22 protein-coding genes, 7 tRNA genes and 1 other annotated feature are annotated in these 25941 nt (G+C 27.9%); all 29 genes read left to right on the plus strand.

Going from position 1 to position 25941, the window contains the following annotated elements:
* The first annotated feature begins 61 nt into the window (after positions 1-61).
* The gene (locus tag ACYUDJ_RS19485) at positions 62-1072 is read left to right on the plus strand and encodes a peptidylprolyl isomerase (protein WP_042386058.1); all 1011 of its coding nucleotides are present in this window, start codon (positions 62-64) and stop codon (positions 1070-1072) included.
* 198 nt (positions 1073-1270) lie between these two features.
* Positions 1271-1822 carry a stage V sporulation protein T gene (spoVT, locus tag ACYUDJ_RS19490; protein ID WP_003488225.1) on the plus strand — a complete coding sequence of 184 codons (552 nt, stop codon included), beginning with the start codon at positions 1271-1273 and terminating at the stop codon, positions 1820-1822.
* Between the two features lie 132 nt (positions 1823-1954).
* On the plus strand, positions 1955-3490 hold the full coding sequence (locus ACYUDJ_RS19495; RefSeq protein ID WP_003488226.1) for a putative polysaccharide biosynthesis protein: 1536 nt from the start codon (positions 1955-1957) through the stop codon (positions 3488-3490).
* Between the two features lie 14 nt (positions 3491-3504).
* A complete protein-coding gene (gene yabN / locus ACYUDJ_RS19500; RefSeq protein ID WP_003488228.1) occupies positions 3505-4950 on the plus strand; it encodes a bifunctional methyltransferase/pyrophosphohydrolase YabN in 1446 nt (481 codons plus the stop codon).
* Positions 4951-5077: 127 nt separating this feature from the next.
* Positions 5078-5356 (plus strand): HU family DNA-binding protein, encoded by a 279-nt coding sequence (locus ACYUDJ_RS19505; protein WP_042386062.1) that lies wholly within the window; start codon positions 5078-5080, stop codon positions 5354-5356.
* Positions 5357-5429: 73 nt separating this feature from the next.
* Complete coding sequence (locus ACYUDJ_RS19510; RefSeq protein WP_003361721.1) at positions 5430-5669, plus strand: RNA-binding S4 domain-containing protein; 240 nt, start codon at positions 5430-5432, stop codon at positions 5667-5669.
* 117 nt (positions 5670-5786) lie between these two features.
* Positions 5787-6077 carry a sporulation protein YabP gene (gene yabP, locus ACYUDJ_RS19515; RefSeq protein ID WP_003488231.1) on the plus strand — a complete coding sequence of 97 codons (291 nt, stop codon included), beginning with the start codon at positions 5787-5789 and terminating at the stop codon, positions 6075-6077.
* A gap of 14 nt (positions 6078-6091) precedes the next feature.
* On the plus strand, positions 6092-6490 hold the full coding sequence (gene yabQ, locus ACYUDJ_RS19520; RefSeq protein ID WP_003488233.1) for a spore cortex biosynthesis protein YabQ: 399 nt from the start codon (positions 6092-6094) through the stop codon (positions 6488-6490).
* A 94-nt stretch (positions 6491-6584) separates the two neighbouring features.
* Positions 6585-6854, plus strand: coding sequence for an FtsB family cell division protein (locus tag ACYUDJ_RS19525; RefSeq protein ID WP_003488235.1), 270 nt, complete (start codon positions 6585-6587; stop codon positions 6852-6854).
* 58 nt (positions 6855-6912) lie between these two features.
* Entirely contained in the window at positions 6913-7317 is a 405-nt protein-coding gene (locus ACYUDJ_RS19530) for a S1 domain-containing RNA-binding protein (RefSeq protein ID WP_003361716.1), read from the plus strand.
* A gap of 130 nt (positions 7318-7447) precedes the next feature.
* Positions 7448-7536: transfer RNA gene (locus ACYUDJ_RS19535), tRNA-Leu, on the plus strand.
* 4 nt (positions 7537-7540) lie between these two features.
* Positions 7541-7616: transfer RNA gene (locus tag ACYUDJ_RS19540), tRNA-Met, on the plus strand.
* A 4-nt stretch (positions 7617-7620) separates the two neighbouring features.
* Positions 7621-7697, plus strand: a tRNA-Met gene (locus ACYUDJ_RS19545).
* A 31-nt stretch (positions 7698-7728) separates the two neighbouring features.
* Positions 7729-7817, plus strand: a tRNA-Leu gene (locus ACYUDJ_RS19550).
* Positions 7818-7822: 5 nt separating this feature from the next.
* Positions 7823-7898 (plus strand) — tRNA-Met (locus ACYUDJ_RS19555).
* 53 nt (positions 7899-7951) lie between these two features.
* Positions 7952-8027 (plus strand) — tRNA-Met (locus tag ACYUDJ_RS19560).
* Between the two features lie 10 nt (positions 8028-8037).
* Positions 8038-8114 (plus strand) — tRNA-Met (locus tag ACYUDJ_RS19565).
* A gap of 329 nt (positions 8115-8443) precedes the next feature.
* Positions 8444-10831, plus strand: a complete 2388-nt coding sequence (spoIIE, locus tag ACYUDJ_RS19570) for a stage II sporulation protein E (RefSeq protein ID WP_003488237.1) — start codon at positions 8444-8446, stop codon at positions 10829-10831.
* A gap of 148 nt (positions 10832-10979) precedes the next feature.
* Positions 10980-12386, plus strand: a complete 1407-nt coding sequence (gene tilS / locus ACYUDJ_RS19575; protein WP_043032616.1) for a tRNA lysidine(34) synthetase TilS — start codon at positions 10980-10982, stop codon at positions 12384-12386.
* On the plus strand, positions 12370-12915 hold the full coding sequence (gene hpt, locus ACYUDJ_RS19580; protein ID WP_003488241.1) for a hypoxanthine phosphoribosyltransferase: 546 nt from the start codon (positions 12370-12372) through the stop codon (positions 12913-12915). Before tilS ends, hpt begins: the two co-directional genes overlap by 17 nt.
* Positions 12916-12996: 81 nt before the next feature.
* The gene (gene ftsH / locus ACYUDJ_RS19585) at positions 12997-14802 is read left to right on the plus strand and encodes an ATP-dependent zinc metalloprotease FtsH (RefSeq protein WP_003488243.1); all 1806 of its coding nucleotides are present in this window, start codon (positions 12997-12999) and stop codon (positions 14800-14802) included.
* Positions 14803-15005: 203 nt separating this feature from the next.
* Positions 15006-16679 (plus strand): formate--tetrahydrofolate ligase, encoded by a 1674-nt coding sequence (locus ACYUDJ_RS19590; RefSeq protein ID WP_003488245.1) that lies wholly within the window; start codon positions 15006-15008, stop codon positions 16677-16679.
* 154 nt (positions 16680-16833) lie between these two features.
* Positions 16834-17610 carry a type III pantothenate kinase gene (locus tag ACYUDJ_RS19595; RefSeq protein ID WP_003488247.1) on the plus strand — a complete coding sequence of 259 codons (777 nt, stop codon included), beginning with the start codon at positions 16834-16836 and terminating at the stop codon, positions 17608-17610.
* Positions 17611-17619: 9 nt separating this feature from the next.
* On the plus strand, positions 17620-18591 hold the full coding sequence (dusB, locus tag ACYUDJ_RS19600) for a tRNA dihydrouridine synthase DusB (protein ID WP_003488250.1): 972 nt from the start codon (positions 17620-17622) through the stop codon (positions 18589-18591).
* A gap of 49 nt (positions 18592-18640) precedes the next feature.
* A complete protein-coding gene (locus tag ACYUDJ_RS19605; protein ID WP_003488252.1) occupies positions 18641-19468 on the plus strand; it encodes a hypothetical protein in 828 nt (275 codons plus the stop codon).
* A gap of 130 nt (positions 19469-19598) precedes the next feature.
* Positions 19599-20081: a transcription elongation factor GreA gene (gene greA / locus ACYUDJ_RS19610; protein WP_003488254.1), complete on the plus strand. Its 483-nt coding sequence runs from the start codon at positions 19599-19601 to the stop codon at positions 20079-20081.
* Between the two features lie 39 nt (positions 20082-20120).
* On the plus strand, positions 20121-21614 hold the full coding sequence (lysS, locus tag ACYUDJ_RS19615; protein WP_205604054.1) for a lysine--tRNA ligase: 1494 nt from the start codon (positions 20121-20123) through the stop codon (positions 21612-21614).
* Between the two features lie 100 nt (positions 21615-21714).
* Positions 21715-21874 (plus strand) — a binding site (T-box leader).
* A gap of 60 nt (positions 21875-21934) precedes the next feature.
* Complete coding sequence (locus ACYUDJ_RS19620; protein WP_003488259.1) at positions 21935-23326, plus strand: glycine--tRNA ligase; 1392 nt, start codon at positions 21935-21937, stop codon at positions 23324-23326.
* Between the two features lie 837 nt (positions 23327-24163).
* Positions 24164-25540: a UDP-N-acetylmuramoyl-L-alanine--D-glutamate ligase gene (murD, locus tag ACYUDJ_RS19625; RefSeq protein WP_043032615.1), complete on the plus strand. Its 1377-nt coding sequence runs from the start codon at positions 24164-24166 to the stop codon at positions 25538-25540.
* The last annotated feature ends 401 nt before the right edge of the window (positions 25541-25941 follow it).

The raw sequence follows: 25941 nt of genomic DNA on the forward strand, positions 1-25941 counted from the left end.
TTTATGTGGTAAAATTACTTTAATTGTGCAAAATAAAATGTTAAGAGTGGAGGAATATAGGGTGAAAAATGCAAAAAAATTATTAAGCGTATTGTGTTTAGGAATATTTATTTTAACATTCACAGCTTGTGATATGGTAGAAAAAACACCAGAAGCAAAAGCTAAAAGTACTATAGCTAAAGTAAATGGAGAAAAGATTCAGAGAAAAGATTTAGAGGAAAATCCTAGACTTAAACAAGTAGTTAATCAAATGAAAATGCAGTATGGTGAAGAATTTGAAAAAAGTGAACAAGGAAAAGAGGTTCTAAAGGAACAAAAGTCACAAATCTTGGATGAGCTTATAACAGAAAAAGTTTTATTACAAAAAGGTAAAGAATTAAAAGTTATTCCAAAGGATGAGGAATTAAACAAAGAAGTAGATAAAAAATTTAATGAAATAAAGGCAGTATATAATAATGATGAAAAGAAATTTGAAGAAACTTTAAAATCTACAGGATTTACTAAAGAAACTTTAAAAGAATACTTAAAAAGCCAAATAATAATAGAAAAAGTTATAAATGAAGCTACAAAGGATGTAAAAGTTGAAGATAAAGATGCCAAGAAGTATTATAATGAAAATCAAAGTATGTTCACAGAAAAGCCAAATACTATGAATGTATCACATATATTAGTTAAAACAGAAGATGAAGCTAAAAAAGTTAAAAAGAGATTAGATTCAAAAGAAGATTTTGCAAAGGTAGCAAAGGAAGTATCACAGGATCCAGGTTCTAAAGATAAGGGTGGATTATTAGGAGATATAAATTATAATGATGCTAATTTTGATCCTACATTTATGAAAGCAGCCATAGCACTTAAACAAGGCGCGGTTTCTAATGCAGTTCATACTCAATTTGGATATCATATTATAAAAATTAATAGTAAAAAAGAATATCCAGTTAAAAAATATGATGCTGTAAAAGAAGATATTAAAAAAGAATTAAAAATGGAAAAGCAAAAGGAAGCTTATACTAAAAAAATAGAAGAATGGAAAAAAGCTTCTAAGATAAAAACTTACGAAAAAAATCTATTATAATAAATAAAAATCATGTGTATAAATTACACATGATTTTTATTTGGAATAAAATTCTAAAAAGCTAGTTTATTTTACAGTTAAATGAAAAAATATAAAATGTAAATAACAATTATGCATAAAATTTCATAAATAGAAAGATAATATTACTACATAATAATACTAATATATTTAATTTTTAGTTAGAGGAGGAATAAAATAATGAAGGCAACAGGAATTGTTAGACGAATAGACGATTTGGGCAGAGTTGTTATACCGAAAGAAATAAGAAGAACTTTGAGAATAAGAGAAGGGGATCCTCTTGAAATATTTACTGATAGGGAAGGTGGAGTAATATTAAAAAAATATTCACCAATAGGTGATTTAAGCGAATTTTCAAAAGGGTATACTGATTCCCTTCAGCAAACCATAGGTAATATAGTTATGATTTGTGATAAAGATACTATAATATCAATTAGTGGAGCCCCTAAAAAAGAATATTTAGAGAAAAAAATAAGTTATGATCTAGAAAAAATAATAGAAGAAAGAAAAACTGTTTATTTTGGTGATGATAATAAAGCAGTTTCTATATATGATGATGAAGATATAGATGAAAAGTATTCAGCACAAGTTATATCACCTATAATAGCTGAAGGAGATACTGTTGGAGCTGTAATAATAGTATCAAAAGAAGGTGGAAAGAAATTTAATGAATTAGAGATGAAACTTGCAGAAACTGCTTCATCATTTTTAGGAAAACAAATGGAAGAATAATTTAATATACTTAATATGAACCTGTGCTTAGGCACAGGTTTTATTAATAAACTATAAAATTATAAAAATAAAAGTAATAATAACTCAGTTTTTAAAATACTAATAGGATAGTAGTATTACGGAGGTATTATTATGAAAAAACAATCTTTAATAAAGGGAACTTTTATATTAGGAAGTGCAGGAATAATTGCTAAATTTTTAGGATTATTTTTTAGATGGCCCTTACAAATGCTCATAGGAGATGAAGGTATTGGATACTATCAAATGTCCTATCCACTATATATGTTTTTTATAGCAGCTGCATCTGGAATACCTGTAGCAGTTTCTAAGTTAGTATCAGAAAGAAATGCAGTAAGAGATGAAGGTGGGATAATATCAGTTTTAAAAGAGGCTATGATATTTATGCTTATAATGGGGATGGGATTTACAATTATACTTTTATTATTTTCAAAAGATATAATAAGATTTTTAAAATGGGATACAAGATCCTATTACTCTTTGATAGGAATATCCTTAGCACCTTTTTTTATTTCTATAATGAGTGTGTTTAGAGGATTTTTTCAAGGAATGCAAAATATGAATTATACTGCTATATCACAAGTTATAGAGCAGTTAGGGAGAGTAATATTTGGAGTTGGACTTGCCTATATACTATTACCAATGGGGATAGAATATTCAGCGGGAGGAGCAGCTATAGGCGCAGCTGCAGGAGGTTTTTTAGGCGGAATTTATCTTTTTTTTAGATACTTAAGTGTGAAAAAAGAATTTAGGGTAAAAAAGGTAAAAAGAAATTTTAAAATAATGAATACTATACTTTATATGGCAATTCCTATATCTATAGGATCTGCAGTAGGGACTATCATGAGTTTAATAGATTCTGCATTAGTGCCACAGAAACTATTAGAAGCGGGATTTACATACAAACAATCGACTATATTATATGGCCAATTAACAGGGAAAGCATTTACTTTAGTTAACGTGCCTTTAACATTATCTGTATCTTTGTGTGCAGCGTTGGTACCTATAATTGCAGAAGATTATATATTAAATAGAAAAATGGAAGTTTTAAAAAAAGTAGAATTAGCTATTAAAATTTCTATGGTTATAGCCATACCTTCCTGTTTAGGACTTAACTTTATGGCTAAACCTATATTAAACTTAATATTTCCTGGGCAAGAAGCAGGATATGAAATATTAAAGTATTTAGCACTAAGTATACCATTTATAGTTTTGTGTCAAACTAGTACAGCTATATTACAGGGCGTAGGAAGGTATATAAGACCTATAGTTAACTTATGTATAGGATGTATATTTAAAATAGTAATTACATTGATTTTAGTTCCTATGAGCAATATAAATATATATGGTGCAGTTATAGGTACAATAGCTGGTTATGTAATATCAGCTGTATTAAATATGATGGCTCTAAAAAAGAGCTTAAATATAAGTATCAATTATTATGAAATTATGATAAAACCTCTTATTGCATCTACAATAATGATAATTGCAGTTGTATTTATTTACTTCTATGCCTATAATTATACCATAAGTAGTAAAATAGCTTGTTTAATAGCTGTATTTTTAGGAATGATAATCTATTTTATTATAATAGGATTAATTGGTATACTTGATTATACTTATATAAAGAGAAAAATCATAAAAAGATAAGGGTGAATTATTACATGATAAACATTATAGGATTAGGTCCAGGATCCAAAGAATCAATTACTTTAGGAACTATAGATAGTTTAAAAACTGTTGATAAAGTTTTTTTAAGGACAGAAAAACATCCTACAGTAGAATATATAAATAAATTAGGAATAACTTACGAAACTTTTGATGGAGAATATGAAGTAGGAGAAAGTTTTGATGATGTATATAACTCTATAGCAAAATCACTAATAGAAGCTAGTAAAAATTATTCAGATATAATATATGCAGTACCGGGGCATCCATTAGTTGCAGAAAAGTCTGTGGATATACTTATAAAGCTTTGCAGGCAAAACAATATAAAATTTAAAATATTACCAGCAGTAAGTTTTGTAGACGCCTTAATGGAAAGTTTACTTTTAGATCCAGTGGAAGGATTAAAAATAATAGACGCTTTTGATATAAAAAATCAAGTAATGGATAAGAGAATAGGTACTATAATTACACAAGTATATGATAAATTTATAGCTTCAGAGGTTAAATTAAATCTTATGAACTATTATAAAGATGATACAGAAATATTTTTTGTAAGAGCAGCGGGAATAGAGGGACTTGAGGAGATAAGAAAGATACCTTTATATGAATTAGATAGACAACATAACATAGATCATTTAACATCAGTATATATACCAAAGGTTTCAAATAATAACTATGATTTTATGGATTTATTAGATATAATGGATAAGCTAAGAGGAGAGGATGGATGTCCTTGGGATAAGGAACAAACTCATACTTCATTAAAAAAATACTTAATAGAAGAAAGTTATGAAGTTATAGAGGCTATAGATAATAAAGATGTGGATATGTTAATCGAAGAATTAGGAGATGTGCTCCTACAAGTAGTTTTTCATTCTCAAATTGGAAAAGAAGATGGCTTTTTTGAAATAAAAGATGTAATACAGTCTATATGTGATAAAATGATTAATAGACATCCTCATGTTTTTAGTGACTTAGAGATAAATAATTCAAATGAAGTTTTGGAAAATTGGGATAAGATAAAAAGTATGGAACAGGGAAATAAAACTTACACAGATAGTATAAGACACATTGCTAAAACACTACCAGCTTTAATGAGAGCAGATAAGGTTCAAAAGAAAGCAGCAAAAGTGGGATTTGATTGGGATAATATAGAAGATGCCATGAAAAAAATTACAGAGGAATATAAAGAGATAGAAGATGTATATAAAAGCAAAAATAAGGTAAAAATATTAGAAGAAATAGGTGATTTATTATTTTCAGTGGTAAATGTAGCAAGATTTCTTGACATTGACCCTGAAAATGCTTTAAATTATAGTATAGATAAATTTATAAATCGCTTTCAATACATAGAAGATGAAGCAATCTCTATGGGCAGAAATTTAGATAATATGTCTTTAGAAGAAATGGATGAATTATGGAAGGAAGCGAAAAATAAATAAACTCACTTATTTAAATAAAAACCATATTTAAAGAAGGATTTTTATAATAAGTGAAGAATAAGCTAATATGCGAATAATGTATAAAACTTTAAGTAGTAAACTACTTAATTTTAAGGAGGTAACAAAAGTGAATAAATCAGAATTAATTACAAGCATGGCAGAAAAATCAAAATTAACTAAAAAGGACGCAGAAGCAGCTTTAAAATCATTTATAGAAAGTGTTGAAGAAGCATTAGAAGGTGGCGAAAAAGTTCAATTAGTTGGCTTTGGTACTTTTGAAACTAGGGAAAGAGCTGAAAGAGTAGGTAGAAATCCAAGAACTAAAGAAGAAATAACTATACCTGCATCAATAGCACCTGTTTTCAAAGCAGGAAAAGAACTAAAAGAAAAAGTAAACAAAAAATAAATAATAAATATAAAAAACCTAGGTTTTAATCTGGGTTTTTTGTTTATTTATATAAAGTTAAGGGGGAAAGGATTTGCGTTTAGATAAATTTCTTAAAGTTTCAAGAATAATAAAAAGAAGAACTGTAGCTAAAGAGGCTTGTGAAAACGAAAGGGTTCTTGTTAATTCTAAGATAGCTAAACCTGGTACTGAAGTTAAAGAGGGAGATCTCTTAGAAATACAATATGCTAATAAAACTATGAAGTATGAAATAATATCTGTTTTAGAGCATGTAAAAAAAGAAGATGCTGAAAATATGTATAAAATTATATAAGTTTCAAAATAAAAGGTTCTAAAAGTTTTCAAAATATGATTTTTTAGAACCTTTTATTTTATTGTAATATACAATAATGAATGAGCATATATTATTTATAAGTAGAGGGGGATATTTATGGAAAAGAAAGAGTTTAAGAATGATGATAAAATAAGTAATTTAAATTTAGAGAGCAGAAAAAAGTTAATTTTAAGCGGCATTAATGAAGTTATAAGCTTTAATGAAGAAGAAATTATGTTAAAGACAACCCTAGGAGATTTGGATATAAAAGGATCAAATTTAAAAATGAATAAATTAGATGTACAAAATGGAGATGTTGTAATAGTAGGTACTATAAATTCTTGTGCTTATCTTAATGATCAATCTAAAGCTAACAGGAGCAATATATTTTCAAAACTATTTAAGTAGGAGATTTGTATAGTATGGTTATATCTATAAGTAAACAATTGGGATTATTAATTTTTAGTTTTTTATCTGGTTTAATAACGGGTGTTTTTTTTGACATTTATAGAAGTATAAGGATGGATAAAAATTTAAGCCCTATTATAAAAATTATTGAAGATATATTATTTTGGTGTTTAGCTGCTATAGCAATATTCATATTTTTGTTATATAATAATTGTGCCTTTATAGGGATATATGTATACCTATGGATTGCTATAGGTTTATACATATATATATTTTTTATAAGCAAATATTTAAATCCTATATTTATTTGTATGGTTGAAAATATAAATAAATTTTTTAGGATAGCAATTAATATAATAGTGTATCCCTTTAAAATACTCATATATAAAATAAAATCTAATAAAATGCATTAATTTTTAATATAATTTTCAAAAATAACTTGAAGAAAATTTTAAATATAATAAAATATAACTATAAGGTTTATATTTTATAAAGGGAAGTTATATTATGAAAAAAATTAATGTAAAGAAGTTAATACTTTTCTTAGCTATAGTTTATATTGCAGTTATTTTTATAAATCAGCAAATAACTATGCATAAAATCAAGGACCAAATAAGTGAAAAGAAAATTGAGTTAAAAGAAGTTAAAGAAAAAAATCAAAAATTACAGGATGAAGTCAAATTATCTAAATCAAAAGATTACATAGAAAAGTTAGCTAGAGAAAGATTAAGACTTATAAAGAAAGGGGAGACTCCTGTAATAAACAACACACAATAAAATTGTTTTTAAATTTAAATTATATATACATTATTTATTAAGGAGGAGTCTTATTAATATGACTTTGAATGCAGGTAGTATACTTGAAGGTACAGTAGTTAACATTACAAATTTTGGAGCCTTTGTTGAAATTGAAGGTAAAACAGGTTTAGTGCACATATCTGAAGTATCAGATAGTTATGTAAAAGACATTAGAGAATATTTAAAAGAACAGGATAAAGTAAAGGTTAAAGTTATTTCAATAGATGATAAAGGAAAAATAAGTTTATCTATTAAGCAAGCTATGCAACAGAAAAAATCTTGTAAGCCAGCGGAAATTGATTGGTCAAGAGAAAAGTCTAAAAAGAATGAAGTAAATTTTGAAGATAGATTATCTAAATTCTTAAAAGACAGTGAAGAAAGATTCCAAGATTTGAAAAAGCATCAAGATTCTAGAGGTAGAGGAAGTAAGAAAAGCTATTAAAACAAAAGGCCTTAAGGGCCTTTTTATTTATTTTAAAAAAAATAAAATAAAGTGTTGACATAGTATAGTTTGTGGGATATAATTATTTATGTCGTCAGCGATGAGACAAAAACACAAAATAAAATAACGTGCTGGAGTGGCGGAACTGGCAGACGCACAGGACTTAAAATCCTGCGGGCCTAACAGCCCGTACCGGTTCGATTCCGGTCTTCAGCACCAATATCGCGGGGTGGAGCAGTTGGTAGCTCGTCGGGCTCATAACCCGAAGGTCGTAGGTTCAAGTCCTGCCCCCGCAACCATTGTGGCGGAATAGCTCAGCTGGCTAGAGCATTCGGTTCATACCCGAAGTGTCGTAGGTTCAAGTCCTATTTCCGCTACCATTTACTTAAAATATTATATAACACACAATGTGCTGGAGTGGCGGAACTGGCAGACGCACAGGACTTAAAATCCTGCGGGCCTAACAGCCCGTACCGGTTCGATTCCGGTCTTCAGCACCAAATATCGCGGGGTGGAGCAGTTGGTAGCTCGTCGGGCTCATAACCCGAAGGTCGCAGGTTCAAGTCCTGTCCCCGCAACCAATTATTTTTTGGCAAAATAAATTAGCTTTGATTTTTGTATTTAGTACTAATGTCGCGGAGTGGAGCAGTTGGCAGCTCGTCGGGCTCATAACCCGAAGGTCGTAGGTTCGAGTCCTGCCTCCGCAACCAATTATTTTTTGGCGGAATAGCTCAGCTGGCTAGAGCATTCGGTTCATACCCGAAGTGTCGTAGGTTCAAGTCCTATTTCCGCTACCACATAAAAAGAGAGATTCTATTTAGATAGAATCTCTCTTTTTTTATAATGTGTTATATTTCCTATAAAAAATACACTAAACTTTTTATTAAATACATATTAATACTATAAGCATAAAAATATGAATTTTTTCTATTTATATTTCTTATTAAATATTAAATTATTTTGTTTACTGTATTATTTTTCCTATAAATGTCTAAAAAAAATAATTATAAAAAATATTAGAAAGAAATGTCCTAAAAAAAATTAGATGCGACTTCAACTTATGACAATTATTTCCAGAAGCCCTTGATATAATTGAGAAGTAACTTAATGGGGGTGATTAATTATTATGCAATATGGCGCAGAACTTTTACCATACCAAAGATTAAAAAAAATAGAAAAGCAAAAGTATAAAAAATCTATTAATTTCAAGTCTATTGTAAATATGATAATTTTCTTTATGAGCTCTTTTTTAGTAAGTAGAGTAATTTTTATTAATAACATGGCTCCTTTTGGGATAGCTTTTTTATTATCTATATCTAGACAAAAAGAATATAACAAATATTTATTTATATCAGCTGTTGGTTCTGTTATAGGATATATATCTTTAAAAAATAATATAGGGTATATATCTTTAAATATATTAGAAGTAGCAACCATAACACTTTCATCTTATATATTTAAAAATGTAGAGGATAAAAAAAATACCATAATTATATATATGATCATATACTTAGAGATATTCGCATATAAAATTTTTGTTACTAAAATTTCAACAACTATGGCTATGTTGGGAGCTACTTTTGAAATAGGTTGTATTTTCCCAATATACTATATTATTAATTATTCAATTTTATGTTTTAAGAATATAAATACTAGTCATTTATATTCCAATGAAGAAATAGTAAGTATGGCTATTACATTATCTCTTGTGGTTTCAGGAACTTGGGGAGCTAATATAGCAGGAATAAATTTAATGAATTTAATATCTATTACTATGATATTAATTATAGGATATGTAAAGGGAAGTACTAGTGCTTCAGCTATTGGTGTGGCTATGGGGGCTATAGTAGGATTAAGTTCTAACAACATGATGATTTATATTTCTATATATGGATTATGTGGGCTTATATCTGGAGTTTTCAAAGAAACAGGTAAGTTGATGACTGGCATATCTTATTTGGTTAGTTTTTTAATATTAAAATTTTATTCTAATATTAACTATGATTTTAAGATAATAGAAGTGTTAATATCTTTAACTCTATTTTATATAATACCTAATAAATTATATATGAAAATGGAGTATGAATTAGATTATCAAAAGAAACAAGAAAATTTGCAAGAAAACTATATGGACAAGATCAAAGGTATTCTTACGGATAAATTGGGCAATTTTTCCGATGTATTATATAATATGGGAAATGTGTTGGAAAAATTAGTAGATAATGAAAAATTAGCTATGAAAAATAAAAGTGGTGCATTAATAGAAAATTTAGCAGATAGAGTTTGTAGCAACTGTAACATGAATCATATATGCTGGAAGAGAGAAGGATATTATACTTATAATGCCCTAGGGGAGTTAATACAAAATTATCAAGAGAATAGGAAAGAACTTCCTTATGAAATAGAAAGAAAATGTGTAAAGAGAACTCAACTTATTAATAATACAGAAGATATAGTAAATAATTATATAATAAACGAAATGTGGAAAAAAAGACTTAGTGAATGTAGGGAAGTGTTAGCGAATCAAATAAATACAATGGCTTATTCTGTTGAGGAGATTACAAAAGAATTTGGACAAAGTATTAGATTTAGTAATTTAACAGAAAAAGATATTAGAAGAATGTTGAATAAGAATAATATAAAATATAAAGATATATTTTGTTATAATAATGAAAATGGGAGACTTATAATAAATTTAAAAATAGATGCTTGTACAGGAAAGCAGAAATGTGTAAAAGAAATATTGCCCCTAATAAATAAGGTTACAGGTAAATTAATGTGCGTGGCTAATGAAAGCTGTAACTTAGATTTAAAAAATAATGACTGTAATATAATTTTTGAGGAAACACCTAAATATCATGTAGCTTCTTATGTTAATAAGACAGCAAAAGATGGGGAACAATGTAATGGGGATAGTTATTCTTTTGGAAAATTAAAAAGTGGTAGTTATATGACTATAATAAGTGATGGCATGGGATCCGGACCTCAAGCAGTTCAAGAAAGCAGTGCAGTAGTTGAACTTATTGAAAGGTTTGCTCAATCAGGATTTAGTAAACTTATAGCTATAAATACAATAAATTCTATAATGAGCATAAAATTTTCTCAGGATGAAAAGTTTTCAACAGTAGATTTATCAAATATAGATTTATATGAAGGAAAAGTAGATTTTATGAAAGTAGGGGCAGTAGCTAGTTTTATAAAACGAGGAACAGATGTATATACTATTAAGTCTAAAACATTGCCAATAGGGGTTTTGGACAAAGTAGATATTGATATTGAAACAAGGGATTTAAAAAATGGAGATATAATAGTAATGGTAAGTGATGGGGTTCTAGATTATGAAAGTAGCTCTGCAGGTAAGGTAGAATGGGTAGTAGAATTTTTAAAAAACACCACATTAAATAATCCTAAAGAAATAAGTGAAGAGTTAATAGAAAATGCTAAAAAATTAAGTAAAGGTAAGGTAAAGGATGATATGACCGCAATAGTACAAAAAGTGTATAGTTTATATTAAAATATAGAAAGAGAATATAAAGTTAGGTAGTAAATACTTAATTTGTTTAAATATTCTCTTTTTTTTATATAAAACCCCGCTAAAAGTATAATGATTAGAGTATTTTTATGGTATAATGTTTTAATATAAAGGTATAAGGTGTGTTTTTATGAAAGATGTGGTTATAAATACTATAAAGAAATATAATATGATTGAAGACAATGACAAAATAATAGTAGGTGTATCTGGTGGACCAGATTCTATGTGTCTTTTACATATGTTATGTTTATTAAAAGATGAACTAAGAATAAAGGATATATATGTGGCTCATATAAATCATGGTGTTAGGGGAGCAGAATCAGATGCTGATGAAAAATATGTAGAGAATTTTTGTTATATGAATAATTTAGGCTTTTTTTCTAAAACAATAGATATGAACAAAATGGCTAAAGAAAAGGGAATATCTAGTGAAAGCGCAGGAAGAGAAGCAAGGTATGATTTTTTTAATTATTTAAGAAAAGAGCTGGGAGCTCAAAAAATAGCAACAGCTCATAATGCAAATGACCAAGCAGAAACTGTGCTTATGAGAATAATGAGGGGAACAGGATTACAGGGATTAATAGGTATAAATCCGATAAGAGATGGTGTATATATAAGGCCTTTAATAAATGTATTAAGAGAAAACATAGAATATTATTGTGAAAAATATAAACTAAATCCTAGGATAGATAAAACTAATTTACAAAGTATATATACAAGAAATAAAATTAGATTAGAATTAATACCTTATATAAAAGATAATTTTAATGAAGATATAGTAAATACTTTATGTAGATTTTCTAATATAGTTTCTAAAGACAATAGCTATTTAGAGGAAGTATCGAAAGATAAATTTCAAATATACTGTACTAAAAAAACACAAAGGGTAATAATAGATAAGAGAGCTTTTTTAGAGCATGAAAGTATTTCAACTCGAATATTAAGAGAGGCTATACTTTATATAAATAAAAACTTATATAATCTTGAAATGAAGAATATATATGATATCTTAGAATTAAGTTTAAATACAACGGGTAAATTTATAAACTTACCTAACAATATAAGAGCCGAAAACATTTATGGAGATATACATTTATATAAAGAATGCAATGATATAAATGAGATAAATGATATTCATTGTGAACTTAAAATAGGACGTAATAAAATAGAAGATTTAAATATTAATTTAAAAATATATTCTATAAAAGATCATAATCACAATATAAATGATAATAAATATGTACAATATTTTGATTATGATAAAATAAGTAATGAAAAAATTTATTTAAGAAATAGAAAACATGGAGATAAATTTACTCCATTAGGAATGAAAGGTAGCAAGAAATTAAAAGATTTCTTTATAGACCTAAAAATTCCAAGGGAAGAAAGAGATAGGCTAGAACTTCTATGTTTTGGGGATGAAATAGCTTGGATTATAGCCTACAGAACAAGTAATAATTTTAAAGTAGATAAGAATACAAAAAATGTATTAGAAATAACTGTTGAAAGAGGGGAACCAAATGGATCTAATAAGTAGGGATATAGAAAAAATACTTATATCTGAAGAAAAAATACAAAACAAAATAAATGAATTAGGAGAGCAAATTAGTAAGGATTATGATGGTAAAGATTTAATGCTAATAGGTATATTAAAGGGGTCTGTACCTTTTATGGCAGATTTACTAAAAAGAATAACTATACCTTGTACTATGGATTTTATGGCAGTGTCTAGCTATGGAAACTCCACTACATCCTCAGGAGTAGTTAGAATATTAAAGGATTTAGATTTTGAAATAGAAGGTAAAGATATTCTTATAGTAGAAGATATAATAGACTCTGGTATAACATTAAAATATTTATTAGAAAATTTACGTGCTAGAAAACCTGCTAGTATAAACATAGCTTGTTTGCTTAATAAGGAAGAAAGAAGAAAAGCAGAAATTGATGTTCATTATTTAGGTTTTAATGTTCCTGATTATTTTCTTGTAGGATATGGATTAGATTTTGCAGAAAAATATAGAAATCTACCTTATATTGGAATATTAAAAGAGGAAGTTTATAAATAATTAATATTCAATTTATTGTAAACAAATTTTTGTTATGATACAATTTTACAGTATAAAACTAGAAAGTGAGGGTGGCCAAATATGAAAAAATTTTCAAGTGCAACGGCCTGGATTGTTGTTCTTATATTAGTTATATTCTCATCTTTAATGCTTGTTAGAACTGGAACTAACTCTACAGCTATTAATTTTAGTGAATTCCAAAAAAGTTGGATACAAAACGACATTAAAAGTTTTCAAGTTAAAGATGATAAAATGACAGTAGTTGGAACATTAAAAAATGGCACACAATATGAAACAGTAGTTCCTTCAGAAAGATTGTTTCAATTTATAAATGAGCATCCTAAAAATGGAGAAGTGAAAGAAGTTTATGTTAAACCAGCATCAGTACCTATATGGGTACAATATTTACCTATGATACTAATAGTTTTAATGCTTTTAGGATTTTGGTTTATGTTTATGCAACAAGCACAGGGTGGTGGCGGAAATAGAAATGTTATGAACTTTGGAAAGAGTAAAGCCAAAATGGCCACACCAGATAAGAAAAAAGTAACTTTTGATGATGTTGCAGGAGCTGATGAGGAAAAGGAAGAGTTAGCAGAAATAGTAGATTTTCTTAAGTCTCCTAAAAGATATATAGATATGGGAGCTAGAATACCTAAAGGAGTATTATTAGTAGGACCTCCAGGAACAGGTAAAACTCTTTTAGCTAAGGCTATTGCAGGAGAAGCAGGAGTACCTTTTTTTAGTATATCAGGTTCAGACTTTGTTGAAATGTTTGTAGGTGTTGGAGCATCTAGAGTTAGAGACTTATTTGAGCAAGCTAAGAAGAATTCACCTTGCATAGTTTTTATAGATGAAATTGATGCTGTAGGAAGACAAAGAGGCGCTGGTTTAGGCGGTGGTCATGATGAAAGAGAACAAACTTTGAATCAATTATTAGTTGAAATGGATGGTTTTGGTGCTAATGAAGGTATAATAATGATTGCAGCAACAAATAGACCAGATATATTAGATCCAGCCTTATTAAGACCAGGAAGATTTGATAGACAAATAGTTGTTGGAGCACCAGATGTAAAAGGTAGAGAGGCTATATTAAAGGTTCACTCAAAAAATAAACATTTAGCAGAAGAAATAAAGTTAGAAATACTGGCCAAAAGGACACCAGGATTTACAGGGGCAGACTTAGAAAATTTAATGAATGAATCTGCACTTTTAGCAGTAAGAAAGAGAAAAGAATTAATAGATATGGAAGATCTAGAAGAAGCAGTTACAAGAGTAATAGCTGGACCAGAAAAGAAGAGCAGAGTAATAGATGAAGAAGATAGAAAATTAACTGCTTACCATGAAGCCGGTCATGCTGTTGTTATGAAACTTCTTCCCCATGCAGACCCAGTTCATCAAATAAGTATAGTTCCAAGAGGTATGGCAGGTGGATATACTATGCATTTACCAGAAAAGGATAGCTCATATATGTCCAAATCTAAATTAGAAGATGAAATTGTAGGTTTATTAGGCGGAAGAGTAGCAGAAAAGTTAATTATAGGAGACATAAGTACAGGAGCTAAAAATGATATAGATAGAGCTACAACAATAGCTAGAAAAATGGTCATGGATTATGGTATGAGTAATACATTAGGCCCAATAGCTTTTGGATCAGGGCATGATGAAGTTTTCTTAGGAAGAGATCTTGGAAAGGGAAGAAACTTCAGCGAAGATGTAGCCTATAAGATAGATCAAGAAATAAAAAAATTAATAGATACTGGATATAATGAAGCAGAAAGACTTTTAAATGAAAATATATCTAAATTACATGCTGTAGCCCAAGAATTGCTTAAAAAAGAAAAATTAGAGGCAAATGAATTTGAAGAAATATTCAAAAATAGTTAGAATAAAAGGGTAGATGTTTTATCATCTGCTCTTTTTTATATATCAAAATAAATATAAGATGATATAATTAATAATAAAAATAATTTCTATGAAATGGGTGATATAGTAAAGTTAAAAAAATTATTAAACAGTGAATAAATAATTATTCAATTACACAGGAATAATTAATAGGGTACACATTATAAGTAAGGGGGAATATATAAATGGTTAAATCCGATATAGAAATAGCACAAGAATCTAAAATGGAAAATATAAAAAATATAGCTGAAAAGATAGGGTTAACAGAAGAAGATATAGATTTATATGGAAAATATAAATGTAAAATTTCTTTAGATGTTTTAAAGCGTAATAAAGATAAAAAAGATGGTAAACTAATCTTAGTTACAGCTATAAATCCTACTCCAGCAGGAGAAGGAAAATCTACAGTTACAGTGGGATTAGGGCAAGCTTTATGGAAGAAAAATAAAAAAGCAGTTATAGCATTAAGAGAACCTTCTTTAGGACCTGTATTTGGTATAAAAGGAGGTGCAGCTGGAGGTGGATACTCTCAGGTTGTACCTATGGAAGATATAAACCTTCATTTTACAGGGGATATGCATGCTATTACTTCAGCCAATAATTTACTAGCAGCTGCTATAGATAATCATATTCATCAAGGGAATATTTTGAAGATTGACCAAAGAAGAATTCTTTTTAAAAGAGTTATGGATATGAACGATAGAGCTTTAAGAAATGTAATTGTAGCCTTAGGTGGAAAAATAAATGGATTTCCAAGAGAAGATGGATTTATGATAACCGTAGCTTCAGAGATTATGGCTATATTATGTTTAGCAGAAAATCTTATGGATCTTAAAAATAAAATGGGAGAAATATTAGTAGCTTATAGTACGGAGGGTAATCCTATATACTGTAAGGATTTAGAGGTTCAAGGAGCTATGGCATTATTAATGAAAGATGCTATAAAACCTAATTTAGTTCAAACTTTAGAAAACACTCCTGCTATTATACATGGTGGACCTTTCGCTAATATAGCTCATGGATGTAATAGCATATTAGGAACAAAAATGGCCTTGAAATTAGGAGATTATGTAATAACAGAAGCAGGCTTTGGAGCGGATTTGGGAGCAGAAAAGTTTTTTGATATTAAGTGTAGAAAAGCTAATTTAAAACCAAATTGTGTAGTTATAGTAGCTACAGTAAGAGCTTTAAAATATAATGGTGGAATTCCTAAGGAAAATCTAAAGGAACAAAATATAGAAGCATTATCTATGGGAATAGAAAATCTAGGAAAACATATAGAGAATGTTAATAAGTTTGGCGTACCAGCAGTAGTTGCTATAAATAAATTTATATCAGATACAGAAGAGGAAATAGAGTTCATAAAAAAATATTGTAAAGAACTAGGTGCAGAAGTATCCATAGCAGAGGTATGGGAAAAAGGAGGAAATGGTGGCTTAGAATTAGCTGATAAAGTTTTAGATACTATAGAAAAGAAAGAGAGTAAATTTAATCCTATATATGAGGAAACTCTTAATATAAAAGAAAAAATAGAAACAATTGCCCAGGAAATATATGGAGCAGAAGGGGTAGATTATTCTAAAGAGGCAGAAAAGCAAATAACAGAAATAGAAAAATTAGATTTAGATAAAAAGCCTGTATGTATGGCAAAAACTCAGTATTCTTTATCAGATGATGCTAAACTATTAGGGAGACCTTGTGGATTTAGAATTAATGTTAAAGAAGTTAGAATATCCAATGGGGCTGGATTTATAGTTGTGTTAACAGGAAATGTTATGACTATGCCAGGTTTACCTAAGAAACCTGCAGCTAACAATATGGATGTATTATCAGATGGCAATATAGTTGGACTATTCTAACATTAATATAACAGAAGTATTAACTTGACAAAATAATTGGAACTGATAAAATAAAATTATTAAATTGACATTAAATCAAGCATAAAGGGCAGCGGCAAGGCTGCTCTTTCATTGTATTTAAGACCCTATTTTGCTTATTAAGGTGGTGCTTTATATGATTTTAGTTTTAGATGTAGGAAATACTAATATAGTTTTAGGTATATATAAAAATAAAGAATTAATAGCAAACTGGAGATTGGCTACAGATAATAAAAGAACAGCAGATGAATATGGAATACAAGTAATAGAATTATTTTCACATAATAATTTAAGTTTTTCTGATATAGAAGGGGTAATTATATCCTCTGTAGTTCCTAATATAATGTATTCTTTAGAACATATGATATCAAAATATTTTAATATAAAACCTATAATAGTAGGTCCTGGAGTAAAAACAGGTATAAACATAAAATATGATAATCCAAAGGAAGTTGGAGCAGATAGAATTGTTAATGCAGTAGCAGCGCATGAAATTTATGAAAAACCATTAATAATTATTGATTTTGGAACAGCTACTACATTTTGTTCTGTAACAAAAGAAGCTAATTATTTAGGAGGAACTATATGTCCAGGAATAAAAATTTCTTCAGATGCTTTATTTGATAAAGCAGCTAAATTACCAAGGGTAGAACTTGTAAAAACTCCTGGGGTTATATGTAAAAATACTGTAGCTAGTATACAAGCTGGAATAATTTATGGTTATGCTGGGCAAGTAGATTATATAGTGTCAAAAATGAAAAAGGAAATGATGGCTTTAGGGGAAGAGGAACCTTTTGTAGTTGCTACAGGAGGATTTGCTAAACTGATTAGTGAAGAAGCAAAAAGTATTGATGAAATAAATGCTATTTTAACATTAGAAGGATTAAGAGTAATATATGAAAAAAATAAATAAGGTGATTATATGAATATAGGAAATCTTATATTTCATAATAATGTATTTTTAGCACCTATGGCAGGCTTTACAGATATAGCTTTTAGAGAAATATGTAAAGAATTAGGATGTGGTTTGGTTTACACTGAAATGGTAAGTGCTAAAGCATTATATTATGGAAGTAATAATACAACGGAATTATGCGTAATATCAAATAAAGAAAAACCGGTAGCCTTACAATTATTTGGCCACGAGCCAGATATAATGGCAAATGCAGTAGAAATTTTCAATGACAATAATGATGTATGCATATTGGATGTAAATATGGGATGTCCAGCCCCTAAAATAGTTAAAAATGGTGATGGTTCAGCCCTTATGAAAGACCCTAAATTAGCATCGCAAATAATAAAAGCTATGAAAAAAGTAGCTAAAAAACCTATTACAGTTAAATTTAGAAAAGGTTTTGATAAAAATAATATTAATGCAGTAGAGTTTGCCAAAATAATGGAACAATCTGGAGCTGATGCTATAACTATTCATGGTAGAACAAGAGAGCAAATGTATGAAGGAAAGGCAGATTGGACAATAATATCAAAAGTAAAGAATGCTGTAAGCATACCTGTAATAGGTAATGGAGATGTATTTTCGGCAGAAGATGCTATAGAAATGATAAATAAAACGAACTGTGATGGTGTAATGGTAGGCAGGGGTGCTCAAGGTAATCCGTGGATATTTAAACAAATAAATGAAAAAATTAAGGGAGAACATGTATATTATCCTACTTCACAAGAAAGAATAGACATATGTATCAATCATTATAAAAGAGCATTAGAATATTTTGAAGAACATAAGGCAGTAAGAGAGATGAGAAAACACGTAGCAGTATATGTAAAAGGTCTTAAAAATTGTACTGATATAAAGGATAAAGTAAATATGGAAAAAGATTCTCATAAAGTGTTAGAAGAATTAATTAAATATAGGGGAACATTAAGGGAATTTTAAATAAATATTTACATAAAAATATATTGTAATCAATTTTTATGGTGAAATAATGATACCTATAATAGATATAAACTCTAATATAATAAAAGACTATAATAAAAATAATTTTATATTTAAAATAAAAGATGAGTTCTTAACACACTTTAGAGGAAATTATTTCATAGAGGAACTAAACTTAGTAATATCCAAAGTGAAAATATCTCCAAATTTTAATGAAAAAGCTTATCATAAAAATATAAAACGAAGTATAAAATATTCAAGACATAAAGATTTTGTATTAGCACCAAATACCTTTAGATTCTTAGATTATTATTTGTTAAATAGTTTTCAAAAGGAATTATTTGCTTTATCCGTATGTGAAAGTATAAAAACTATATTAAGGTTAAAAGGCAAATCCATAAGAAATAGTTGCATAGTAGTATTTGATGCAAAAGAAGAATATGTTTTTAATATTATAAATTATATTTCTAAAGAAGCAAAGTATATAATATTAGTTTCTGAGGATTTAAATAAATTAGCAAAACTAAATGATTATATAATAGCTAATTATGGAATAACGCCTATTATAACTAAAGATATAAAAACTTCTTTCAGTAAAGCAGATTTTATAATAACAAGTAAAGATTTAGAAATTATAAAAGAAATACCAGTATGGTATATTAATAATAGTAAAATTTATAAAAATAAAGGCAATTGTAATATAAATAATATAACCTATAAAGTTCCATGGAAAACTAATTTAAATTTTAATCCAGAGTTATTAGGTGCAATACTTTGTCAAATGGATAAAAAGAATGTGGAAGAAGCAATAAGATATAATGGTATTGTATTAGATAAAATAATGTTTAATGAAGATATAGTAAAAATAACTAGATAAAAGTAAGGAATACTGAAATGTTGACAGGATAAAGTACCTGTTTTATAATTACTTAAATGTTTCTTTTATGTTATAATGTTAAGAATGTATCATAATATATAAATAGTAACAAAATAAAGGGGAGAATAGCATGAGCGAAGCAAAAAAATATGTTATGACTTATGAAGGGGTAAAGAAATTAGAAGAAGAATTAGAATATCTAAAAACGGTAAAAAGAAAAGAAATAACAGAAAAAATAAAGGTAGCCCTTTCATTTGGCGATTTAAGCGAAAATTCAGAATATGATGAAGCTAAAAATGAACAAGCTTTTGCAGAAGGAAGAATAATACAATTAGAAAACATGCTAAAAAATGCTAGTATAGTTGATGAAAATGAAGTTCCTAAAGATGTAGTAAGTGTAGGTTCTATAGTAAAGGTTAAAGATTATGAATTTGATGAAGAGGTTGAATATATAATCGTAGGCTCTGCTGAAGCTGACCCTATGAATAATAAAATATCTAATGAATCACCAGTAGGGAATGGATTAATAGGTAAAAAAGTTGGAGATATAATAGAAGTAACAGTTCCAGATGGTGTTAGTAAATATGAAATATTAGAAGTTAATAGAGCATAGTATTGGAGGGAATTTATAGTGTCAAAGGAAGATAATGTGATGAACAGTTTTGAAGAACAGGCAAATGAATTAATGAAGGAAAGATTTCAAAAGTTAAAGGAACTTCAAGCTAATGGCAAAGATCCATTCGATGTTTATAAGGTTGAAAGAACTCATACTTCAAAAGAAGTAAAGGAAAACTATGAAGATCTAGAAGGAAAAACAGTTACAGTAGCAGGAAGACTTATGTCAAAAAGGGTTCATGGAAAAGCTGGATTTTCAGATATACATGATAGATATGGAAAAATTCAATTATACATAAAGATAAATGATGTAGGAGAAGAAAAACTTAAAGAATATAAGACTTTTGATATAGGTGATATAATAAGTGTAACAGGAACAGTTTTTAAAACAAAAACAGGAGAAACATCAATACACATAACAGATTTTCAGTTAGTTTGTAAATCTTTAAGACCACTACCAGAAAAATGGCACGGATTAAAAGATCCAGATTTAAGATATAGACAAAGATATGTAGATTTAATAATAAACCAAGATGTTAGAGATACTTTTATAAAAAGAACAGCTATAATTAAAGCAATGAGAGAATTCTTGGATAATAGAGGATTTTTAGAAGTAGAAACACCAATATTATCACCAATAGCAGGAGGAGCGGCAGCTAAACCATTTATTACTCATCATAATGCTCTAGATATTGATATGTATCTTAGAATAGCTACTGAATTATATTTAAAAAGATTAATAGTAGGTGGTTTTGAAAAAGTATATGAAATTGGTAAAAACTTTAGAAATGAAGGAATAGATATAAGACATAATCCAGAATTTACAGCTATAGAATTATATGAAGCTTATGCAGATTATAATGATATGATGGAAATAACAGAAAATATGGTAGCGTATATATGTGAAAAAGTTCTAGGTACAACTAAAGTTCAATATGAAGGAACAGAAATAGATTTTACACCACCATGGAGAAGATTAACTATGGTAGATGCTGTAAAGGAATATGCAGGAGTAGATTTTAACAGTATAAAAGATGACATCGAGGCAAGAACAATTGCAAAAGAAAAACATGTAGAGTTTAAAAAAGAATTAAAGGATTGTACAAAAGGTGATGTACTTATAGGATTATTTGAAGAATTCTGCGAAGATAAGTTAATGCAACCTACTTTTATTTGTGATTATCCAGTAGAAAACTCACCTCTTACAAAGAAGAAAAGAGGAAATGAAGCATTTACTGAAAGATTTGAAGGATTTGTATTTGGAAGAGAAGTATGTAACGCATATTCTGAATTAAATGATTCTATAGTTCAAAAAGAAAGATTCATGCAACAATTAAAGGAAAGAGAATTAGGTGATGATGAAGCTTATATGATGGATGATGATTTTATAACTTCATTAGAAGTGGGCATGCCACCAACAGGAGGATTAGGAATAGGTATTGATAGATTAATAATGTTCTTAACAGATACACATTCTATAAGAGATGTTATATTGTTCCCAACTATGAAACCACAACCTAATAATCAATAAATTTAAAATTTATAAATACATTGATTACATTTAAAAATGAATATTTTATAGATAAATAGTAAATCATTATAAATAATAATAAAAATAAATTAAAAGTAAATAATATACGATGATAAAGAAGAGTAATAATAAATATTATGAAGAGAGTCTGTGGTAGGTGAAAACAGTCAATGTTTATTATGAAGGGAGCTTTTGAGTATTTAATTAGAAAGTAGGGCTATAGCCAAAAAGGGTGGAACCGCGATTAAGTCGTCCCTTTGTTGCTATAGCCTTTTTTATATTAAAAATTTTATAAAAAAAATATTAGGGAGGTACTTTTTATGGCTTTAAAAAAAACTATGGATAAAGTGGTTGCTTTAAGTAAAAACAGGGGATTTGTATTCCCAGGATCTGATATATATGGGGGATTAGCAAATTCATGGGATTATGGTCCGCTAGGAGTAGAGTTAAAAAATAATGTGAAGAAAGCTTGGTGGAAAAAATTTGTTCAAGAAAGTCCATATAATGTTGGAATAGATGCGGCTATTTTAATGAATAGCCAAGTTTGGGTAGCATCTGGACATGTAGGCGGATTTTCTGATCCTTTAATGGACTGTAAAGAATGTAAAGCAAGATTTAGAGCTGATAAATTAGTAGAAGAGCATATGACAGAACAAGGTGTTGAAAAAGCTAGTGCAGATGGTTGGTCAAATGAAAAATTAAAACAATATATAGATGATAATGGTATAGAATGTCCAAAATGTAAAGCTAAAAGCTTTACGGATATAAGAAAATTTAATTTAATGTTTAAAACATTCCAAGGAGTTACAGAAGATGCTAAGTCAGAAATATATTTAAGACCAGAAACAGCTCAAGGTATATTTGTCAATTTTAAAAATGTTCAAAGAACCTCTAGAAAAAAAGTGCCATTTGGTATTGCACAAATAGGAAAATCTTTTAGAAATGAAATAACTCCAGGAAATTTTACTTTTAGAACTAGAGAATTTGAACAAATGGAGTTGGAGTTTTTCTGTAAACCAGGAACAGATTTAGAATGGTTTAATTATTGGAAAGATTATTGTTGGAATTTCTTAATAAATTTAGGTATAAATAAAGAAAGTATAAGATTTAGAGATCATAGTCAAGAAGAACTATCTCACTATAGTAATGCTACATCAGATATAGAATTTTTATTCCCATTTGGTTGGGGCGAGCTATGGGGCGTTGCAGACAGAACAGATTTTGACTTGAAAAAACATATGGAACATTCAGGAGAAGATCTAAACTATTTAGATCCAACAACTAAAGAAAGATATGTGCCATATTGCATAGAACCATCTTTAGGAGCAGATAGGGTTGTTTTAGCATTTTTAGTAGACGCCTATGATGAAGAAGAACTAGAAGGTGGAGATGTAAGAAATGTATTGCATTTACATCCAGCTTTAGCTCCATTTAAGGCTGCGGTATTACCACTTAGTAAAAAACTTTCTGATGAATCACAAGAAGTTTATAGTATGTTAAGTAAAAAGTTTAATATAGATTACGATGAAGCAGGTAGTATAGGAAAAAGATATAGAAGAGAAGATGAAATAGGAACTCCTTACTGCATAACAGTAGATTTTGATACATTAGAAGATAATACAGTTACCATAAGAGACAGGGATACTATGGATCAAATAAGAGTTAATATAAATGAACTAGAAAAATTTATAGAAGATAAATTACAATTTTAAAATAAATCTTAGTAATAATATAATTTTATAAAATTTAATAATATATAAATTTTCTATTTAAATTAAAAAGCTATGAATTATAGAATAATATTATATAATTCATAGCTTTAATTTAATTATAATTATTCATTAAAAATATATATAAATTTTTTTATACTTTTAATAAATAATATATAAACGTTTTCATATACAAGCAAAAAAATCAGGTGAATCCGAATCACCTGATAGAATGAAATAGGGTTTAATCATGGGGATATGTTATATGTTTAAATAAAACTTGGGGAATTATATTAGATTCTTACGGCACGTAGAATATTATAACAGGTATAACGATGTTTTTCAACATAATATGATAAAAAATATTAAAAAATTTATATGGAAAAATTTACTGTCGAATATTAAAAATAATCTCTATGATTTTATTTGATAGCATAACATACTTAATAAAAAACTAAATATACCTATAAGAAAAGATATAAATTTAGACTTTAAATTTTTTTTTGTCCTCATTACTATATAAAAAGAGATAAAAATTCCAATAGGAAGGATAAAAAATTTATTTATAGTTATATAAATGTGACATAAAAACCATAAAAGTATAAGTTTGAATTTATAAAATTTTTCTTTGTCTTTTATTTCTGATATTGAAATATATATTAATGGTATTGTTAAAATAGATATTAGCAATGACATAATAACTCCTAATAAAATTCTTTCTATAAAATAATATGTTTTTTATTTATAATAATTACAATATAAAAGTATTTAAAATGTTTTATAAATAAATTAAAGTGATATAATATTAGGTGGATTAATACTTTGTTTGGAGGTTTATAAATGAAAAGCAATTTTTCTGAGTTTAAGGATTTTATTAAATATAAAAAAGTAGCAGTGGTAGGTATAGGGGTAAGCAATAGACCTTTAATAAAATTTTTAGTTAAGTTAGGAGCAAAAGTAACTGCTTTTGACAAAAAATATAGAGAAAAATTAGGCAGTATAAGTGCTGAATTAGAAGAGATGGGTGTAGATTTAGTATTAGGTGAAAATTATTTAGATAAATTAGATGGATATGATGTTATTTTTAAAACTCCATCTATGAGAATAGATAGATCAGAATTTGTTAAGGCAAAAGAAGCTGGAGCTTATATCACATCAGAGATGGAAGAATTTATAAAATATTGTCCAGCTAAGATTTTTGGTGTAACAGGAAGTGATGGTAAAACAACCACTACAACATTAGTTTATGAAATGTTAAAAAAAGAAGGCTATAAAACTTGGGTAGGAGGAAATATAGGGACACCTTTATTTGCCAATATTGAAGAAATGAAGGAAGATCATATGGTTGTATTAGAACTATCAAGTTTTCAGCTTATGACAATGGATGTATCACCAGAGATTTCTTTAATAACTAATTTAAGTCCTAATCATTTAGATGTGCATAAAGATTTTGAGGAGTATGTAGAGGCTAAAAAAAATATATTTAAATATCAAGAAAATAATGATTTACTAGTATTGAACAAAGATGATGAATTAACTAATAGAATGGAGAAAGAAGCTTTAGGAAATATTTTAAAGTTTAGTCTTGTAGAAAAAGTATATGATGGAGCTTGTTTATCAAATAATAAGCTTACTATACTAGGAAAAGAAGTTTGTGATTCTAAAGATATAAAACTTAAAGGTAGGCACAATATAGCTAACTTACTAGCTGCCTTTTGTATGGTAAATAAGTATGTATCAATAGATAGTATGAAATATGTAGCTACAAATTTTTCAGGTGTAGAACATAGATGTGAATTTATAAGAGAAGTTAATGGTGTTAAATATTATAATGATTCAATAGCATCAAGTCCTAGTAGAACTTTAGCAGGGTTGAATGCTTTTGAAAAGCCTGTAATATTAATAGCTGGTGGATATGATAAAAAAATACCTTTTGAACCTCTAGCAGAGGAAGGATATGATAAAATTAAAACTTTGATATTAATGGGAGATACTAAAAGCAAAATAAAATCAGCTTTTGAAAAAGTAATTTTAGATAAAAAGTGTAAGATAGAAATAGTTATGGTAAATAGTATGGAGGAAGCTGTAAAAGTAGCTGATGATATATCAGAAAAAGGAGATATAATAACTTTATCACCAGCTTGTGCTAGCTTTGATATGTATCCCAACTTTGAAATAAGAGGAAATGAATTTAAAAATATGGTAAATAGTCTATAAATATATGTAATGAAAATCCTATTAACTTTTAAATTTTAAGGTTAATAGGATCTTTGTTTATGGTTTGATAAGCAATAAAACAAATATTAGGTATTAACCTGTCCTGGTGTATCAATACACGAAAAAAGCTAAAAATTATAAAAAAATGTAGAATAACAAATTTAATTTATGAAAATTACATTTTTACAAGAAGAAGACAGTAAGAAATGTGATAGAATAAATCTCGTCCTTAAGACAACGGTTTGAAGGACACGAAAGTAACAAAAACTTTCAAAAACAAATTTGAAAAAAGTTCTTGACAAAGAACAACAAATTTGATAAGATATAAAAGTCGCTGAGGCGATGTGGTCTTTGAAAATTAAACAGAGAATTAACAAGAAACATTCTTGTAACAGCCAGTA

This window comes from Clostridium sp. CTA-6 (assembly GCF_054768115.1).

Excerpts from the sequence above, each read along its gene's own strand:
- dusB (WP_003488250.1), top strand. The coding sequence starts at position 17,620 with ATGAATATAGGAAATCTTATATTTCATAATAATGTATTTTTAGCACCT.
- tilS (WP_043032616.1), top strand. The coding sequence starts at position 10,980 with ATGAAAGATGTGGTTATAAATACTATAAAGAAATATAATATGATTGAA.
- hpt (WP_003488241.1), top strand. The coding sequence starts at position 12,370 with ATGGATCTAATAAGTAGGGATATAGAAAAAATACTTATATCTGAAGAA.
- yabP (WP_003488231.1), top strand. The coding sequence starts at position 5,787 with ATGGAAAAGAAAGAGTTTAAGAATGATGATAAAATAAGTAATTTAAAT.
- ACYUDJ_RS19495 (WP_003488226.1), top strand. The coding sequence starts at position 1,955 with ATGAAAAAACAATCTTTAATAAAGGGAACTTTTATATTAGGAAGTGCA.
- ACYUDJ_RS19620 (WP_003488259.1), top strand. The coding sequence starts at position 21,935 with ATGGCTTTAAAAAAAACTATGGATAAAGTGGTTGCTTTAAGTAAAAAC.
- yabN (WP_003488228.1), top strand. The coding sequence starts at position 3,505 with ATGATAAACATTATAGGATTAGGTCCAGGATCCAAAGAATCAATTACT.
- ACYUDJ_RS19525 (WP_003488235.1), top strand. The coding sequence starts at position 6,585 with ATGAAAAAAATTAATGTAAAGAAGTTAATACTTTTCTTAGCTATAGTT.
- ACYUDJ_RS19595 (WP_003488247.1), top strand. The coding sequence starts at position 16,834 with ATGATTTTAGTTTTAGATGTAGGAAATACTAATATAGTTTTAGGTATA.
- lysS (WP_205604054.1), top strand. The coding sequence starts at position 20,121 with ATGAACAGTTTTGAAGAACAGGCAAATGAATTAATGAAGGAAAGATTT.
- greA (WP_003488254.1), top strand. The coding sequence starts at position 19,599 with ATGAGCGAAGCAAAAAAATATGTTATGACTTATGAAGGGGTAAAGAAA.
- ACYUDJ_RS19530 (WP_003361716.1), top strand. The coding sequence starts at position 6,913 with ATGACTTTGAATGCAGGTAGTATACTTGAAGGTACAGTAGTTAACATT.
- ACYUDJ_RS19605 (WP_003488252.1), top strand. The coding sequence starts at position 18,641 with ATGATACCTATAATAGATATAAACTCTAATATAATAAAAGACTATAAT.
- spoVT (WP_003488225.1), top strand. The coding sequence starts at position 1,271 with ATGAAGGCAACAGGAATTGTTAGACGAATAGACGATTTGGGCAGAGTT.
- ftsH (WP_003488243.1), top strand. The coding sequence starts at position 12,997 with ATGAAAAAATTTTCAAGTGCAACGGCCTGGATTGTTGTTCTTATATTA.
- spoIIE (WP_003488237.1), top strand. The coding sequence starts at position 8,444 with ATGCAATATGGCGCAGAACTTTTACCATACCAAAGATTAAAAAAAATA.
- ACYUDJ_RS19590 (WP_003488245.1), top strand. The coding sequence starts at position 15,006 with ATGGTTAAATCCGATATAGAAATAGCACAAGAATCTAAAATGGAAAAT.
- yabQ (WP_003488233.1), top strand. The coding sequence starts at position 6,092 with ATGGTTATATCTATAAGTAAACAATTGGGATTATTAATTTTTAGTTTT.
- murD (WP_043032615.1), top strand. The coding sequence starts at position 24,164 with ATGAAAAGCAATTTTTCTGAGTTTAAGGATTTTATTAAATATAAAAAA.